Origin of the sequence: Kaistia hirudinis (assembly GCF_014196455.1) — a bacterium.
Lineage (GTDB): Bacteria > Pseudomonadota > Alphaproteobacteria > Rhizobiales > Kaistiaceae > Kaistia > Kaistia hirudinis.
In genome coordinates, this window is record NZ_JACIDS010000002.1 from 865,738 (window position 1) to 880,622 (window position 14,885).

Annotated in this window: 16 protein-coding genes and 1 tRNA gene; 10 read left to right on the top strand and 7 right to left on the bottom strand. The window is 65.6% G+C overall.

Annotated features, from left to right (window positions below):
* The first annotated feature begins 59 nt into the window (after positions 1 to 59).
* The gene (gene recO, locus GGR25_RS09140) at positions 60 to 812 is read left to right on the top strand and encodes a DNA repair protein RecO (RefSeq protein ID WP_183398424.1); all 753 of its coding nucleotides are present in this window, start codon (positions 60 to 62) and stop codon (positions 810 to 812) included.
* A 74-nt stretch (positions 813 to 886) separates the two neighbouring features.
* On the opposite strand, the gene GGR25_RS09145 is transcribed toward recO, so the two are convergent.
* A complete protein-coding gene (locus tag GGR25_RS09145) occupies positions 887 to 1,183 on the bottom strand; it encodes a hypothetical protein (RefSeq protein WP_183398425.1) in 297 nt (98 codons plus the stop codon).
* Positions 1,184 to 1,372: 189 nt separating this feature from the next.
* Here GGR25_RS09145 and GGR25_RS09150 point away from each other — a divergent pair, with 189 nt between their 5' ends.
* Both GGR25_RS09150 and GGR25_RS09155 read left to right on the top strand, forming a co-directional pair.
* Positions 1,373 to 2,056 carry a DUF1045 domain-containing protein gene (locus tag GGR25_RS09150; RefSeq protein WP_183398426.1) on the top strand — a complete coding sequence of 228 codons (684 nt, stop codon included), beginning with the start codon at positions 1,373 to 1,375 and terminating at the stop codon, positions 2,054 to 2,056.
* A gap of 134 nt (positions 2,057 to 2,190) precedes the next feature.
* The gene (locus GGR25_RS09155; protein ID WP_210299859.1) at positions 2,191 to 2,805 is read left to right on the top strand and encodes a hypothetical protein; all 615 of its coding nucleotides are present in this window, start codon (positions 2,191 to 2,193) and stop codon (positions 2,803 to 2,805) included.
* A 15-nt stretch (positions 2,806 to 2,820) separates the two neighbouring features.
* Here the strand turns inward: GGR25_RS09155 and GGR25_RS09160 are convergent, their stop codons facing one another.
* The 3 genes from GGR25_RS09160 to GGR25_RS09170 form a co-directional block, all read right to left on the bottom strand.
* A complete protein-coding gene (locus GGR25_RS09160) occupies positions 2,821 to 3,246 on the bottom strand; it encodes an acyl-CoA thioesterase (protein ID WP_380146345.1) in 426 nt (141 codons plus the stop codon).
* Between the two features lie 70 nt (positions 3,247 to 3,316).
* On the bottom strand, positions 3,317 to 4,063 hold the full coding sequence (locus tag GGR25_RS09165) for a 5-formyltetrahydrofolate cyclo-ligase (RefSeq protein WP_183398428.1): 747 nt from the start codon (positions 4,061 to 4,063) through the stop codon (positions 3,317 to 3,319).
* Positions 4,064 to 4,235: 172 nt separating this feature from the next.
* Positions 4,236 to 5,270: a glutamine synthetase beta-grasp domain-containing protein gene (locus GGR25_RS09170; protein ID WP_183398429.1), complete on the bottom strand. Its 1,035-nt coding sequence runs from the start codon at positions 5,268 to 5,270 to the stop codon at positions 4,236 to 4,238.
* A gap of 435 nt (positions 5,271 to 5,705) precedes the next feature.
* Between GGR25_RS09170 and GGR25_RS09175 the strand changes: the two genes are divergently transcribed.
* Positions 5,706 to 5,879, top strand: coding sequence for a DUF2735 domain-containing protein (locus GGR25_RS09175; RefSeq protein ID WP_183398430.1), 174 nt, complete (start codon positions 5,706 to 5,708; stop codon positions 5,877 to 5,879).
* A gap of 148 nt (positions 5,880 to 6,027) precedes the next feature.
* On the opposite strand, the gene glnA is transcribed toward GGR25_RS09175, so the two are convergent.
* The 3 genes from glnA to GGR25_RS09190 all read right to left on the bottom strand — a co-directional run bounded on the left by glnA (position 6,028) and on the right by GGR25_RS09190 (position 8,222).
* Positions 6,028 to 7,437 (bottom strand): type I glutamate--ammonia ligase, encoded by a 1,410-nt coding sequence (gene glnA, locus GGR25_RS09180; protein ID WP_183398431.1) that lies wholly within the window; start codon positions 7,435 to 7,437, stop codon positions 6,028 to 6,030.
* A gap of 122 nt (positions 7,438 to 7,559) precedes the next feature.
* Entirely contained in the window at positions 7,560 to 7,898 is a 339-nt protein-coding gene (locus GGR25_RS09185; RefSeq protein WP_073051175.1) for a P-II family nitrogen regulator, read from the bottom strand.
* 165 nt (positions 7,899 to 8,063) lie between these two features.
* A complete protein-coding gene (locus tag GGR25_RS09190; RefSeq protein ID WP_183398432.1) occupies positions 8,064 to 8,222 on the bottom strand; it encodes a hypothetical protein in 159 nt (52 codons plus the stop codon).
* Between GGR25_RS09190 and GGR25_RS09195 the strand changes: the two genes are divergently transcribed.
* The 6 genes from GGR25_RS09195 (at position 8,221) to clpX (ending at position 14,837) form a co-directional block, all read left to right on the top strand.
* Positions 8,221 to 9,693, top strand: a complete 1,473-nt coding sequence (locus tag GGR25_RS09195) for an NAD(P)H-hydrate dehydratase (protein WP_183398433.1) — start codon at positions 8,221 to 8,223, stop codon at positions 9,691 to 9,693. The genes GGR25_RS09190 and GGR25_RS09195 overlap by 2 nt on opposite strands.
* 153 nt (positions 9,694 to 9,846) lie before the next feature.
* The gene (locus GGR25_RS09200) at positions 9,847 to 10,818 is read left to right on the top strand and encodes a phytanoyl-CoA dioxygenase family protein (protein WP_183398434.1); all 972 of its coding nucleotides are present in this window, start codon (positions 9,847 to 9,849) and stop codon (positions 10,816 to 10,818) included.
* 125 nt (positions 10,819 to 10,943) lie between these two features.
* A tRNA-Leu gene (locus GGR25_RS09205) sits at positions 10,944 to 11,028 on the top strand.
* A gap of 73 nt (positions 11,029 to 11,101) precedes the next feature.
* A complete protein-coding gene (tig, locus tag GGR25_RS09210; protein WP_183398435.1) occupies positions 11,102 to 12,457 on the top strand; it encodes a trigger factor in 1,356 nt (451 codons plus the stop codon).
* Positions 12,458 to 12,698: 241 nt separating this feature from the next.
* Positions 12,699 to 13,334: an ATP-dependent Clp protease proteolytic subunit gene (locus GGR25_RS09215; RefSeq protein ID WP_183398436.1), complete on the top strand. Its 636-nt coding sequence runs from the start codon at positions 12,699 to 12,701 to the stop codon at positions 13,332 to 13,334.
* Between the two features lie 234 nt (positions 13,335 to 13,568).
* Positions 13,569 to 14,837, top strand: a complete 1,269-nt coding sequence (clpX, locus tag GGR25_RS09220; protein ID WP_183398437.1) for an ATP-dependent Clp protease ATP-binding subunit ClpX — start codon at positions 13,569 to 13,571, stop codon at positions 14,835 to 14,837.
* Positions 14,838 to 14,885: the final 48 nt, after the last annotated feature.

Here is a 14,885-nt window from a genome sequence, read left to right on the forward strand (position 1 = left end):
TTGGTCGCGCGGCCTTCGATGAGCTTGCCCCGCTGCCGTTTCTCGCGCAGGGTCTGATCATGGAGTGGTCGGACGACGCAATCGTGCTGGCGGTGCGCAGGCATGGCGATGCGAGCCTCGTGCTCGAATTGATGACCCGCGCGCATGGTCGCCATCTGGGCTTGGTCCGAGGCGGTCGTTCGCGCGCGCTGGCCGCGGTGCTGCAGCCGGGCAATGGCGTCGTGGCGCTCTGGCGCGCACGGCTCGATCAGCATCTCGGCCAATACACGATCGAGCCCCGTCAGCTGCGGGCTGCGAGAGTCATCGGCGCTGCTGTCCCGCTCTTCACGCTGCAGGTTCTCACCGCGCACATGCACCTTCTGCCGGAGCGTGAGCCGCATGCCGCACTTTTCGGTGGCCTGGAGGCGGCGCTCGATGTGCTCGCGGCGGATGTCCCGCCCGGAACCGATGAGCTTTGCGCGTTTCTCGTCCGCTTCGAACTGGCGCTACTCGACGAGCTCGGCTTCGGGCTCGATCTCGAGCGCTGCGCGCGGACCGGGTCGCGGGAGGATCTCGCCTATGTGTCGCCGCGATCGGGGCGGGCGGTCAGCCGCGAAGGCGCGGTCGGCTATGAGGACCGCCTGTTGCCGCTGCCATCATTCCTGCGCGGCGACACGCGATCGAACCGGGGCCCCGCGGAGATCACCGACGGTCTCCGCCTCACCGCCCATTTCCTGACACGCGATCTCTACGCGCCGCGGCAGCTGAGCCTGCCGACCGCGCGTGACGAATTGCTTGCCCGCCTGACCCGGGAGAGGTCGGAAGCGGCGTGACGATCTGGGAGATCAGGAGGCTTCGCGCATCCCTGGTCGGGCGCCCGGGGGCGCCGACCTAGCGAAAGGGCCGATCAACGGCCCCAGCAGAACCGGCGAACCTTCGAGGAATAGCGCCAGGGCTGCACGATGATGTCCGTATTGCAGCGATTATTGATCGCCTGCTGCGTGCGCGGATCGAGCGAGGCCTTGAACGCCATCAGCGAGGCGACATCGTTCGGGATCGGTGTCAGGTCGAAACCGAAGACCTGCCAATCCGGCAAGAGCTGCGAATAGCCATCATAGGTGCTGCCGCCGCGGGCAGACGCTTCGCTCGCGCCGAGAGCCAGCACGGCGCCGACGACGAACAGTTTGAGCAGCGATGATCTCATCAGGCTTTCCTCGGGAGCATCGTTCAGTTCCCTATATCGAATTCATCTTGGCCTGTCCCGCGTAAACGGACCCTCAATGAGCGATCGGCCTGTGGAAGCTGGTCGGCGCCGCATGATAGGGTCCCGCGCGAAATCGGGGCGCCGCCGGACTGGCCGGTGCGGCCCCGACCGCCCAGAAGGGAAGATGACGTGCGCTACGCGATCTATGCGGCCCCATCCGCTACCGAGCCGCTCTGGATCGCCGCCGCCGCTTGGCTCGGCCGCGACGCGGCGAGCGGGGCGCGGGGCGCACCCCCGCCCGTCGAGGGCCTCGATGCCGGCAAGATGGCGCACTATCTCGCCGATCCCGCCCGCTATGGCTTCCATGCGACGCTGAAGGCGCCTTTCCGCCTGGCCGAGGGGCAGGGCGAGGCCGAGCTCATCGCGGCCTTCGAAGCCTTTGCGGGCGCGTCGGCGCCGATCCTGCTGCCGGAACTGGTGATTCGCCGGCTCGGCCGCTTCTTCGCCTTCGTGCCGAACGAGCCGGTGGCGGCCCTCGATGATTGGGCCGGCCGGGTCGTCGAAGCGTTCGAGCCCTTTCGCGCGCCGCTTTCAGAAAAGGATCTCGCGCGCCGCCGCGTATCGGGGCTGACCCTGCAGGAGGAGGAGAACCTCGTCCGCTGGGGCTATCCCTATGTCTTCGACGCCTTCCGATTCCACATGTCGCTGACGGGCAAGGTCGCGCGCGAGGACGCGGAACTGGTGGAGGCCGCGGCGCGGCGCCATTTCGCGGCCTTCGACGGCAAGCCGTTCCGTCTCGACCGGATCGCCATCTTCATCGAGCCGGAGCCCGGCGCGCCGTTCGATATCCTCGCGAGCGCCCCGCTCGGCTGATGACGCAAGCGCTTTGATATGGACCCGTTAAACGCCTTGCCTTACGATTCGGGCGACGGCGCAAGCGCATGGCTGCCTTCTCGGGCGGCCTGATCGAAGACGCGTTGCGCCGGGGAAAGCCTTTGGGGGACATCATGCGATCGATCGTGCTCGCTGCAGCCGTTTCGGCCCTTCTTCTTGGCGCGGCGAGGGCGGATGAGGGGCATCTCTCCGGACTGCCGGCGGCGCTGCTCGGCGGCGCGGCGGCCGAGGGCACGCAGCATGAATTGCCCAAGGCGCCGGTAACGTCGATTTCGGCGGGCGGCCTCACGGCGGTCCTCGGCAAGACCACGCTGGGCGATGTCGCCTCGGCGCTCGGCGGTACGGTGGCGACGGCGAGCGATGGCGGGCAGGATGCTTCCTGGCTCTGCTACACCGCGACGATCGGCGGCCAGGCGGCCTATATCTGGTTCCTCGCCAACAGCACGGATGCGAATGGCGCGCTGGACCTGGTGGGCGGCAATTTCAGCTCCGTCGGCAAGAGCCAGCCCTGCGTCGCGCCGAAGGTCAGCCTCGACGACATCAATTTCTCCGTGCCCGGGCTCGGCGCAAGCCAGTCCGCATTGCAGCAGCAGTTCGGCACGGTGGCAGCGCGCTATGGCTTCGTCGCCTATTCGAGCGAGCACGGATCGAACCTTCAGAACCTCAACTACCTGATCAAGGACGACGTGATCGTCGGCCTCGCCGTCACGCGGATCAGCGCGCCCTGAGGGAAGAACGCGCCCTCAGGCTTCGCTCTCCGGTGGGAGCGGGCGCGGGCGACGGTTCTCGTCGATTGCGACGAAGGTGAAGGTCGCGTGGGTGACCTTGTCGATCGCGTCGCTGACGCGGTTGCGGCGCCAGGCTTCGACATAGATCCGCATGGACGAGCGGCCGGACGACAGGATCCGGCCATAGATCGTCACCTCGTCGCCGACCGCCACCGCGCTCAGGAACGACATGCCGTCGACCGCCGCGGTCACGACGCGGCCGCGCGCCCGGCGCGTGGCGATGGTCGACGCGCCGAGATCCATCTGTGACATCAGCCAGCCGCCGAAAATGTCGCCGGCCGGGTTGGTGTCATGCGGCATCGCGATGGTGCGCAGGACCGGCACGGTGGTGTGGTCGGGATTGAGCGTCGGAGGCGGCAGGTTCTGGGATTCGGACGTCACGTGGCAGGATCTCCGCAGGGCAGTCTGGGCACTATAGCGTCGTCGCGGCGGGCGTGAACTGCGGCGGTGCTCAAAGCTCGGGCGGCAGGCCCTTGCGAGCGCGGAGCTCCTGCAGCGGCGGGATCGTCGCATACATATGCGGGTCGAGCAGGTCCCAGATGATCCCCCGATCCGGCTTCTGCGCGCCGGGGACGGTGATGGTGCGCGTCGGCGTGAAGATGATGTCCGCGACGCTGTCGAACACCTCCGGCGTCAACTCCTCGTCCAGCACCTGGCAGTCATGCACCACGGCGGCGACCGGGGTGGTGCCGTCGACCCGGCCGAGCTCGTGCAGCATCGCCCATTCCGTGTCGAAGAAGCCGTGGCCCTTGCCGAAGCGCACGCCCTGGTGATTGATCGCGCCGGTTCCCGTCACGAGATAGTCGACCGGCGGCAGCGCCGCGATCGCCTCGAGATCGACCGGACGTCCGACGCGCTCCATGCCGTCCAGCGTCGCCGCATAGAGGTGGAGTTCGGGCGCGATCTCGGCCGGATCCAGCAGCCAGAAGCCGCGCCGGATGCTGTAGGTCGTCACCAGAACGCGCTTGCCGTCGCGCAGCGCCTGGTGGCGCAGCCGCTCGATGCAATTGTCGGGTGCGATGAAAATCAGATCGGCGCGCTGGTAGAACTCATGCGCGGTCAACCGCGCGCAGGCCGCTCCGCCGCCCTCGAAATCGGCGATGAATTCGCCGAAATCGAAATGGAACCGGCTGTCGGCCACCGCGACCTTGCGCAATTCGCTCCAGACGCGCTCGCGCACTGGCTGCTTCCCGTTCATCCTCAAGTCCTCGTCTGCTCAGTCTGGTGGTCGGGACGGCAACGTGCCGGTCCTGCCGGACGGACAGCAGCCTCAAGGCCCGGCGGCGGACATCATGACGAGCCGGCCCTCAAACGGAAAGGCCGCGCAGGGTGCGCGGCCTCTCTTCTTGTCCCTCTGGATTTTTGTCGTCTCAGGCGGCGACCGAAATCTCGGTCGGCACCTCGGAGATGGTCTTCAGCACCTGCGAGGCGATCTGGTAGGGGTCGCCCTGGGAGTTCGGGCGGCGATCCTCGAGATAGCCCTTGTAGTCGTTCTTGATGAACGAGTGCGGAACGCGGATCGAAGCGCCGCGATCGGCCACGCCATAGGAGAACTTGTTCCACGGCGCGGTTTCATGCTTGCCGGTCAGGCGCAGATGATTGTCCGGACCGTAGACGGCGATGTGGTCTTCGAGGTTCTTGCCGAACTGCTCCATCAGGGCCTCGAAATAGGCCTTGCCGCCCACTTCGCGCATGAACTTGGTGGAGAAGTTGCAGTGCATGCCCGAGCCGTTCCAGTCGGTATCGCCGAGCGGCTTGCAGTGCCACTCGATGTCGATGCCGTACTTCTCGGTCAGGCGCTGCAGCAGGTAGCGCGCCATCCAGACTTCGTCGGCGGCCTTCTTGGAGCCCTTGCCGAAAATCTGGAATTCCCACTGGCCCTTCGCGACTTCCGCGTTGATGCCTTCGTGGTTGATGCCGGCCTCGAGGCAGAGCTCGAGATGCTCTTCCACGATCTGGCGGGCCACGTCGCCGACGTTCTTGAAGCCGACGCCGGTGTAGTAGGGGCCCTGCGGCGCGGGATAGCCATGCTCGGGGAAGCCGAGCGGACGACCGTCCTTGTAGAAGAAATATTCCTGCTCGAAGCCGAACCAGGCGCCGTCATCGTCCAGGATCGTGGCGCGCGCATTGGAGGCATGCGGCGTGACGCCGTCGGGCATCATCACTTCGCACATCACGAGCACGCCGTTCTTGCGGGCGGGATCGGGATAGACGGCGACGGGCTTCAGCACGCAGTCGGAGCTGCGCCCCTCGGCCTGCATCGTGGACGAGCCGTCGAAGCCCCACAGCGGCAGCTCCTCGAGCGCCGGGAAGTGGTCGAATTCCTTGATCTGGGTCTTGCCGCGCAGATTGGGGACCGGCGTGTAGCCGTCGAGCCAGATGTACTCGAGCTTATATTTTGTCATTCAACTCTCTCATAGCTGGGGACGCGGGAGGCGCCACGTTCCGAACTGTCCGGCCGCGCGATGGGTAGCCCGACTACGACAGCATTGCTGTAGCATTTTGCATGCCATGTGCACCTGCCACTCACCATTCCACGCGCCGGAGCCCTTCGCGCGCCGCCGCGCGCGCGTGCAGCGCACCATGTAGCCCGCATTTCGCCTGCGATATGGGCAGGGCGCGGAAGCAGCCAGCGGCGACTTGCCGCGTCCGCCGGCCCCGCACCGTCCGCCGCCAGGGTGGGAAGACCGAACTGACGGATCGGCCAGCAAAGCCACATCATGATCAAATGATAGGCAATTGCATATTTTTTGGGATGCCGAGGATCGAATCCGGTCCCGCGCGTGTTATATGGGGGACATCGGCCGTGCCATTCGTGCGGCCAGTCAGGAGAGACCAACGTGAACAGGACAGAACAGCGGGAGTCGGCCACGATCATCCCGTTCCCCGTCCGGGCGCGTGCCGGCGCCTCGGGTCCCCAGCCATATGCCGTCGCCGACCTTCCGGTCGTCGACTCGGCGTCCTGGTACCATGAGGCAGCGATGCGCGAGGACGAGCAGGCGGGCACGCACTGAGATTGCGCACCCCGATGCGGATTGCCCGGGAGATCCGGGCCGCAGGACCGGGCGAAGTAGCCCCGCGAAACTGAAAAGGCCGACACGGTGATCCGGGTCGGCCTTTTCGTTTGAGGAGCGGGCGGCAGAGCCGCCCGCCGGGTCGGTCTTAGACCGAATAGTACATCTCGAACTCGATCGGGTGCGGCGTCATCTCATACGCCATCAGCTCTTCCCACTTCAGCTCGATGTAGCTGTCGATGAAGTCCTTCGAGAACACGTCGCCGGCCGTGAGGAAGGCGTTGTCCTTGCGCAGGCTCTCCAGCGCGTCGCGCAGCGAACCGCAGACCGTCGGGATCTTCTTCAGCTCCTTCGGCGGCAGGTCGTAGAGGTTCTTGTCCATCGCCTCGCCGGGATGGATCTTGTTCTTGATGCCGTCGAGGCCGGCCATCAGCATCGCCGCGAAGGCGAGATACGGATTGGCCGTCGGGTCGGGGAAGCGGACCTCGAGGCGCTTGGCCTTGGGCGAGGTCGTGTAGGGGATGCGCACCGAAGCCGAGCGGTTGCGCGCCGAATAGGCGAGCAGCACCGGAGCCTCATAGCCCGGGACCAGACGCTTGTAGGAGTTGGTCGACGGGTTGGTGAAGGCGTTGAGCGCCTTGGCGTGCTTCAGGATGCCGCCGATATAGTAGAGGCAGGTCTCGGAGAGGTCGGCATACTGGTTGCCGGCGAAGACCGGCTTGCCGTCCTTCCAGATCGACTGGTGGCAGTGCATGCCCGAACCATTGTCGCCGAAGACCGGCTTCGGCATGAAGGTCGCCGTCTTGCCATAGGCCTGCGCGACATTGTGGATCGCGTACTTGTAGATCTGCAGGTGGTCGGCGACCTTGGTCAGCGGCGCGAACTTGATGCCGAGTTCGTGCTGGGCCGAGGCGACCTCGTGATGGTGCTTCTCGACGGCGACGCCCATCGCGGCCATCTGGGCGAGCATTTCGCCGCGCAGGTCCTGCTGGCTGTCGATCGGCGGAACCGGGAAATAGCCGCCCTTCTTCTTGACGTGATGGCCGAGATTGCCGCCCTCATACTCGGTGTCGGTATTGATCGGCAGCTCGGGGTCGTCGATCTTGAAGCCGGTGTTGTACGGGTCGGTCTTGTACTTGACGTCCGAGAAGATGAAGAACTCGGCCTCGGGCCCGAAATAGACCGTGTCGCCCACGCCCAGCTGCTTCATGTAGGCTTCGGACTTCTTCGCGATCGCGCGCGGATCGCGATTGTAGCTCTCGCCGGAGATCGGGTCGATGATGTCGCCGACGAGAACGAGCGTGGTCTGCGCGAAGAAGGGGTCAATGAAGGCGCTGTCCGGGTCGGGAATCAGCGTCATGTCCGACTCGTTGATCGCCTTCCAGCCGGCGATCGAGGAGCCGTCGAAGGCGGTGCCTTCGGCGAACATCTCTTCGTCGACCATGCCGACGTCGAACGTCACGTGCTGCCACTTGCCGCGGGGATCCGTGAAGCGCAGGTCGACATACTTCACGTCCTGATCCTTGATCAGCTTCAGGACGTCCTTGGCCGTCTTCATTGGCGATTCCTTCCATCGAATGGTTCGTGCCGTTGGGGGCAGCGAAGGCTTGAGATGGCAGCCGCCGGCACAAACGGATTCCGGCGCACCAGGGCTCCGGAAGCCGTTGATAATCCGAGGAGCTAGATGGCGTCCAGCCCGCTCTCTCCGGTCCTGATTCGAACCGCTTCCTCGATGTTGGAAACGAAGATCTTTCCGTCACCGATCCGGCCCGTCTGGGCCGCCTTGCGGATCGCGTCGACGGCACGCTCGACGAGGTCGTCGCCGAGCACGATCTCGACCTTCACCTTGGGCAGGAAATCGACGACGTATTCCGCGCCGCGATAGAGCTCCGTATGGCCCTTCTGGCGCCCGAAACCCTTCGCTTCGGTCACGGTGATGCCCTGGAGGCCGACTTCCTGCAGCGCTTCCTTCACTTCATCGAGCTTGAACGGCTTGATGATCGCTTCGATCTTCTTCATTGCCTCCGCATCTCCGAATGCTTGCCTGAGAGGGCCGAGCTCGGCCTTCCGTCACGCTTGCAGGCTCCGTGCCATGTAGCATCATATGTCGAAACGCCGGAAAATTGGGCTGATTTGTCAGGCGGTCCGTTCGATTGCCACTGAAACGCGAGGAACGACGCGCGATCAATAGGCAAATGCACAATGCTTCAACAAATCGCCTGCGCGGATCGTCGCGACGGCGGCATTGCGCCATTGTAGGAAAGCATGATCGGCACGGGCCAGAGCCGGCAGCGGCCGGCCGGCATCTAATGCCGTGATCGACGGACGGGAGAGTTCAGTCATGGAACTGTTGACGCCGGCCGAAATGGGTGAGGCGGATCGGCTGACGATCGCAGCCGGCACGCCGGGCTACAAGCTGATGAAGGCGGCGGGCCGCGCCGTTGCCGACGCGGTCGCCCGCGCGCCGCTCGGAACGCGCGTCTCGATCTTCTGCGGGCCAGGCAATAATGGCGGCGACGGCTTCGTCGCGGCGCGCATCCTCACAGAGCGCGGCTATCGCGTCGAGCTCGGGCTGCTTGGGTTCCGCGAGGCGCTCAAGGGCGATGCGGCCCTCGCCGCGGCGGACTGGAAGGGCGAGGTGCTGCCGCTCGCCGCGCTCGCGCCGGTGGCGGATGGCGTGGTGATCGATGCGCTGTTCGGCGCCGGCCTCGACCGCGATCTGACCGGCGCGGCGGCCGAAGCCGTGCGGGTCATCAAAGCGTCGGGCGCGCGCGTCGTCGCGGTCGATCTGCCGAGCGGCATCCATGGCGGCACCGGCGCGGTGATGGGCGTCGCGGTCCATGCCGATGAAAGCGTCACCTTCTTTCGCCCGAAGCCCGGCCATGTCCTGCTGCCGGGGCGGGCGCATGCCGGCCGGCTGACCGTCGCCGATATCGGCATCGCCGATGCGGTGCTGGAGACGATCCGGCCGATGGCTATGCAGAACCGTACCGATGTCTGGTTGCCGTCCCTGCCGCAGGCGGACATCGTGGGCCACAAATATGACCGCGGCCATCTCGTGGTCCTCTCCGGCGGCATGCTGCATACCGGCGCGCCCCGCATGGCGGCGCGGGCCGGGCTGCGCATCGGCGCCGGGCTGGTCACGATCGCCGCGCCGCCGGACGCGCTGGCGACCCATGCCGCGCATCTGACGGCGATCATGATCCGCCGCGTGGCGGATGGCGCGGCGCTGGCCGATCTCCTCGCCGATTCGCGCTTCAACGCCGTCGTCGCCGGACCGGCGCTCGGGGTAGGGGAGGCGACGATCGCGCTGGTCGAGGCTGCGCTCGCCTCCGGGGCGGCCCTGGTGCTGGATGCGGATGCACTGACGTCGTATCGCGACGCGCCTGACCGCCTCTTCCGCGCGATCGCCGGGCGATCCGCGCCGGTCGTGCTGACGCCGCATGACGGGGAGTTCGCGCGCCTCTTCCCGGATCTCGCCGCTCAGGCGGGCAAGATCGAGCGCACCCGCGCGGCGGCGATGCGTTCCGGGGCGGTCGTCCTGCTCAAGGGCCCTGACACCGTCGTCGCGCATCCCGACGGCCGCGCCTCGGTCGCGGACAATGCGCCGCCCTTCCTGGCGACGGCCGGCTCGGGCGACGTGCTCGCCGGCATGATCGGCGGCCTGCTCGCCCAGCACATGCCGCCCTTCGAGGCAACGAGCGCCGCGGTCTATCTGCATGGCGAGGCGGGCAGCGTCGCCGGCCGCGGCCTGATCGCGGAGGATCTGCCGGAAGCGCTGCCCCGTGTTTTCGCCGCGCTGGACGGCGCCTGACGGTCGAAGCGTTGTTCGGTAGCGACGGTCCACCGACGCTGCTGTGCGTTGTAGGCGGTTGCGAGACGCGATATTCTCGGCAAGGTTGAATGCAATGCACAGCGGCGATGCGTGACGAAACGCCAGACGCCAGCGATCCGAGGGAGGAAAGCCGTGGGTGTCGACGCCGATCACTGGAATTCCAATATTCTCTTCACCGATAAGGCCGAATTCGACATCGAAGCCTACCTGACGACGGCCGCGCGCGATGCCGACTACAATCTCAAAGAGAAGCTGGAACAGTGGCGCGAACTCGGGGTCGTGGTGCTCGAGAACAGCGTCGATGTCGGACTGATCGAGGCCCTGCTCGCGGATGTCGAATATCTGAGCGAGCATCGTTCGCAATTCGACCTCGAAGTCGAGCACAAGGGCGTCCGCCATCGGCTCGGCGATCTGACGGAATCCCCGCTGACCGACACGGGCGTCAAGTTCAATTGCCTGGAGAATATCTCGCTCGCGGCCCGGCAACTGAGCCTGACGCCAAGCGTCTGCGACTTTCTGGGGCACGTGTTTCAGGATGCGCCGGTGGTGATCCAATCGCTGACCTTCTGGCGCGGCAGCGAGCAGCCCGCGCATCTCGACTATCCCTGGGTGCGCGTCCAGACGAAGCTGCCGCATCTGGCTGCCAGCTGGATCCCGCTCGAGGACATTCATCCAGACGCCGGTCCGCTCGCCTATTATCCCGGCTCGCACCGGCACGGCCTCATCCCGCCATTCGACTGGGGAAACGGCAGCCTCGTTCAGGAGCCCGACAGCACGCGCACGCCGGCCGATTTCGTCGCCTACCTCCGCGAGGAGATCGACAAGCTCAGCCTCTCGAAGGCCGTGTTTCTGCCGAAGCGGGGCGACGTGCTGATCTGGCACGGCAACGTCCTGCACGAAGGTACCCCGGTGAAGGATCGCTCGCGGACCCGCAGATCCTATGTGACACACTACACCTCGCTCGGAGCCTATCCATCGGACTATCATTTTCCGGATGCGCTGGCGGCGGGCCGCTACACCGGATCGGACCGCGGCTATGTCTTTGACCATCCCTGGGTGAAGGACGACGGCGGCTTGCCGAGCTGGGAAAGGCTGCCGCGCTGACCGCGGGCTAACCCGTCCGGCGGGAAGGCGATCGGCTTTTCGATTGACCGCGCGGGCGCGGATGCTATAGAGGCGGCGCCTTGGACTTCAGTCCGGCCAAAGGGCCATTCCGGCCGTCGGCCGTCGCGGGCGTGGTGGAACTGGTAGACACGCTGGATTTAGGTTCCAGTGGCTTGCGCCATGGGGGTTCAAGTCCCTCCGCCCGCACCAGACGTCCGCATCGAGAAGAACAACGCCGCCGGCCAGAAACCGACCAACGGACCGATACGAGAAAGCACTGATTATGCAGGTGACCGAGACCCTCAACGAGGGCCTGAAGCGTGAAATCCAGATCGTGGTCCCCGCGACCGAGCTCGACAGCCGCTTGAGCGCTCGACTGGAGCAGCTCAAGGGCCAGGTGAAGCTGAACGGATTCCGTCCGGGCAAGGTCCCGACCGCTCATCTGCGCCGCCTCTACGGCAAGTCCGCGATGGCCGAGATCGTCCAGGAACTGCTCAACGAGAACGCGCGCAAGACGCTCGAAGAACGTGGCGAGCGCGCCGCCGTGCAGCCGAACTTCGAGCTGCCCGAGAGCGAGGACGAGACCGGCGATATCCTCTCCGGCAAGCGCGACCTCGCCTACAAGATGACCTATGAGGTCCTGCCGCAGTTCACCGTCGGCGAAGTCACGGGCATCAAGATCGATCGCCCGGTCGCCGAGGTCACGGACGAGGAACTCGACGCCGAGGTCGCCAAGCTGGCCCGCGATTCGAGCGAGTACCAGCCCAAGGACGGCGAGGCCGAGAATGGCGATCGCCTGACGATCTCCTATGTCGGCAAGATCGACGGCGAGGCCTTCGAGGGCGGCGCCGACGAGAACGGCATGGTCCAGATCGGCTCCGGCCGCTTCATCCCCGGCTTCGAGGAACAGCTGATCGGCGCCAAGAAGGGCGATGAGCGCGTCCTGAACGTGACCTTCCCCGAGGAATACGGCGCGAAGCAGCTGGCCGGCAAGGCCGCGACCTTCGACGTCACCGTCAAGGAAGTCTCGGCACCGGTCGCCGTCACCGTCGACGACGAATGGGCCAAGAAGTTCGGCATCGAATCGCTGGAGAAGCTCCGCGAGACGATCCGCGAGCAGATGCAGAACCAGCTCAACGTCGCGACGCGCACCAAGATCAAGCGCCAGCTCCTCGACCAGCTCGACGAGCGCCATTCCTTCGAACTGCCGCCGACCATGGTCGAGCAGGAGTTCGAGAATGTCTGGCGTCAGGTGACGCAGGATCTCGAGCGCTCGGGCCGTTCCTTCGAGGACGAAGAGACGACGGAAGAGGCCGCCAAGGCCGATTACCGCAAGATCGCCGAGCGCCGCGTGCGCCTCGGTCTCGTCCTGTCGGAGATCGGCGAGCAGAACGCCATCCAGGTGACGGACGAGGAGCTCCAGCGCGCGCTCGTCGACCGCATCCGCCAGTTCCCGGGCCAGGAAAAGGAAGTCTACGACTTCTACAAGAGCAACCCGGAAGCCCTGGCGAGCCTGCGCGCGCCGATCTTCGAGGAGAAGGTCGTCGACCATCTCCTGACCCTCGCCGACATCACGGACCGCACGGTCTCCCGCGAGGAGCTGTTCAAGGACGACGAGGACGCCGACGCCGCGGCGTAATCCGCGCTTCGTCCGACGATCCAGCATGGCCGCGCCCGTCGCGGCCATGCGCATTTCAAGGCGCCGCGGATTCGCGGCTGGCGCCGGGGTCCGATCGGGCCGGGACGGGCACCCCTTTCGAAGCCGGGTGACCTACCATATGTATGGCACTGCAATGCCCCGGGAATCGGACATTCCGAGTGAGGTCGGCCGGGGCGATGACATTGGACCTGTGGCAATCTGACGTCGCCGAAGGAAGATCATGAAAGACCCTATCGACCTCTATATGAACACGCTCGTGCCGATGGTCGTCGAGCAGACCAACCGCGGCGAACGGGCCTACGACATTTATTCGCGCCTGCTCAAAGAGCGCATCATCTTCATCACCGGGCCCGTCGAGGACTACATGTCCACGCTGGTCTGCGCCCAGCTGCTGTTCCTCGAGGCCGAGAATCCGAAGAAGGAAATCTCGATCTACATCAACTCGCCGGGCGGCGTGGTGACGTCGGGCCTCGCGATCTATGACACGATGCAGTTCATCAAGCCGGCCGTGGCCACGCTCTGCATCGGCCAGGCTGCGTCGATGGGCTCGCTGCTGCTGACGGCGGGCGAGAAGGGCATGCGCTTCGCGCTCCCGAACGCGCGGATCATGGTCCACCAGCCGTCTGGCGGCTATCAGGGCCAGGTGACCGACATCCTGATCCACGCCAAGGAAGTCGAGAGCCTCAAGCGTCGGCTGAACGAGATCTACGTCCAGCACACGGGCAACGACTACAAGACGATCGAGGAGGCGCTCGAGCGCGACAATTTCCTCGTCGCCGAGGCGGCGGTGAAGTTCGGTCTCATCGATCAGGTGCTGACCACGCGCGAAGCGCTCGACGCGATCAAGAAGGATTGACCCGGCTAACCCCCGAAAACGCAGCCTGACGCGGCTTGGCGGTGCCGGCCGCGTCATTAAGTATATCTTGATCGAGTCGGCGATAGCGTGATTGGATTGGTGCCGGCCGATTGCGTCCGTCGGCTGGGGCGTTGGGGTCGGGGTTTTCGCCTGCCGGTTCGATGAAGTACGAGCCGGACCATACACGAATTGGTCGTTCCGCCAGCGAGGGTCGGACGGCAGCGAGGTAGATGGATGAGCAAAGTCAGCGGCGGCGACACCAAGAACACGCTCTACTGCTCGTTTTGCGGCAAGAGCCAGCACGAGGTGCGCAAGCTGATCGCGGGCCCGACGGTCTTCATCTGTGATGAATGCGTCGAGCTCTGCATGGACATCATTCGCGAGGAATCGAAGTCCTCGCTGGTGAAGTCGCGCGACGGCGTCCCGACGCCGCAGGAGATCTGTGCGGTTCTGGACGACTATGTCATCGGGCAGCGCCACGCCAAGCGCGTGCTGTCGGTGGCCGTCCACAATCACTACAAACGCCTGAACCACGCGACGAAGAACAACGACGTCGAGCTGGCGAAGTCGAACATCCTGCTGATCGGCCCGACCGGCTGCGGCAAGACGCTGCTCGCGCAGACGCTCGCCCGCATCCTCGACGTGCCCTTCACCATGGCCGATGCGACGACGCTGACCGAAGCCGGCTATGTCGGCGAGGACGTCGAGAACATCATCCTGAAGCTGCTGCAGTCGGCCGACTACAATGTCGAGCGGGCGCAGCGCGGCATCGTCTATATCGACGAGGTCGACAAGATCAGCCGCAAGTCCGACAACCCGTCGATCACGCGCGACGTGTCGGGTGAGGGCGTGCAGCAGGCGCTTCTGAAGATCATGGAAGGCACGGTCGCGTCCGTGCCGCCGCAGGGTGGCCGCAAGCATCCGCAGCAGGAATTCCTGCAGGTGGACACGACCAACATCCTGTTCATCTGCGGCGGCGCCTTCGCCGGCCTCGAGCGCATCATCTCGGATCGCGGCCGTCAGACCTCGATCGGCTTCGGCGCCCGCGTCGCCGGGCCGGAAGAGCGTCGCACGGGCGAGCTCTTCCGTCAGGTCGAGCCCGAGGATCTGCTGAAGTTCGGCCTCATCCCCGAATTCGTCGGCCGTCTGCCGGTTCTGGCGACGCTCGAGGATCTCGACGAGGCGGCGCTGATCACCATCCTGACCGAGCCGAAGAACGCCCTGGTCAAGCAGTATCAGCGCCTGTTCGAGATGGAGAATGTCGAGCTGACCTTCCATCCGGACGCGCTGACGTCGATCGCCAAGCGCGCCATCGAGCGCAAGACCGGTGCGCGCGGCCTGCGCTCGATCATGGAGCAGATCCTGCTCGAGACCATGTTCGACCTGCCCGGCCTCGACGGCGTGCAGGAGGTCGTGATCTCGGCCGAGGTGGTCGAGGGCAAGGCCCGTCCGCTCTACATCTATGCCGAGCGGCAGGAAGAGGCGGCGGCTAACGCCGGCTGAGTCCCGAGGCTCGGATATCTGAATGCAAAGGCCCGGCGGAGCGATCCG

Excerpts from the sequence above, each read along its gene's own strand:
- glnA (WP_183398431.1), bottom strand. The coding sequence starts at position 7,437 with ATGAAGACGGCCAAGGACGTCCTGAAGCTGATCAAGGATCAGGACGTG.
- GGR25_RS09185 (WP_073051175.1), bottom strand. The coding sequence starts at position 7,898 with ATGAAGAAGATCGAAGCGATCATCAAGCCGTTCAAGCTCGATGAAGTG.
- clpX (WP_183398437.1), top strand. The coding sequence starts at position 13,569 with ATGAGCAAAGTCAGCGGCGGCGACACCAAGAACACGCTCTACTGCTCG.
- GGR25_RS09145 (WP_183398425.1), bottom strand. The coding sequence starts at position 1,183 with ATGAGATCATCGCTGCTCAAACTGTTCGTCGTCGGCGCCGTGCTGGCT.
- GGR25_RS09155 (WP_210299859.1), top strand. The coding sequence starts at position 2,191 with ATGCGATCGATCGTGCTCGCTGCAGCCGTTTCGGCCCTTCTTCTTGGC.
- GGR25_RS09195 (WP_183398433.1), top strand. The coding sequence starts at position 8,221 with ATGGAACTGTTGACGCCGGCCGAAATGGGTGAGGCGGATCGGCTGACG.
- GGR25_RS09170 (WP_183398429.1), bottom strand. The coding sequence starts at position 5,270 with ATGACAAAATATAAGCTCGAGTACATCTGGCTCGACGGCTACACGCCG.
- recO (WP_183398424.1), top strand. The coding sequence starts at position 60 with ATGGAGTGGTCGGACGACGCAATCGTGCTGGCGGTGCGCAGGCATGGC.
- GGR25_RS09190 (WP_183398432.1), bottom strand. The coding sequence starts at position 8,222 with ATGACTGAACTCTCCCGTCCGTCGATCACGGCATTAGATGCCGGCCGG.
- GGR25_RS09165 (WP_183398428.1), bottom strand. The coding sequence starts at position 4,063 with ATGAACGGGAAGCAGCCAGTGCGCGAGCGCGTCTGGAGCGAATTGCGC.
- tig (WP_183398435.1), top strand. The coding sequence starts at position 11,102 with ATGCAGGTGACCGAGACCCTCAACGAGGGCCTGAAGCGTGAAATCCAG.
- GGR25_RS09215 (WP_183398436.1), top strand. The coding sequence starts at position 12,699 with ATGAAAGACCCTATCGACCTCTATATGAACACGCTCGTGCCGATGGTC.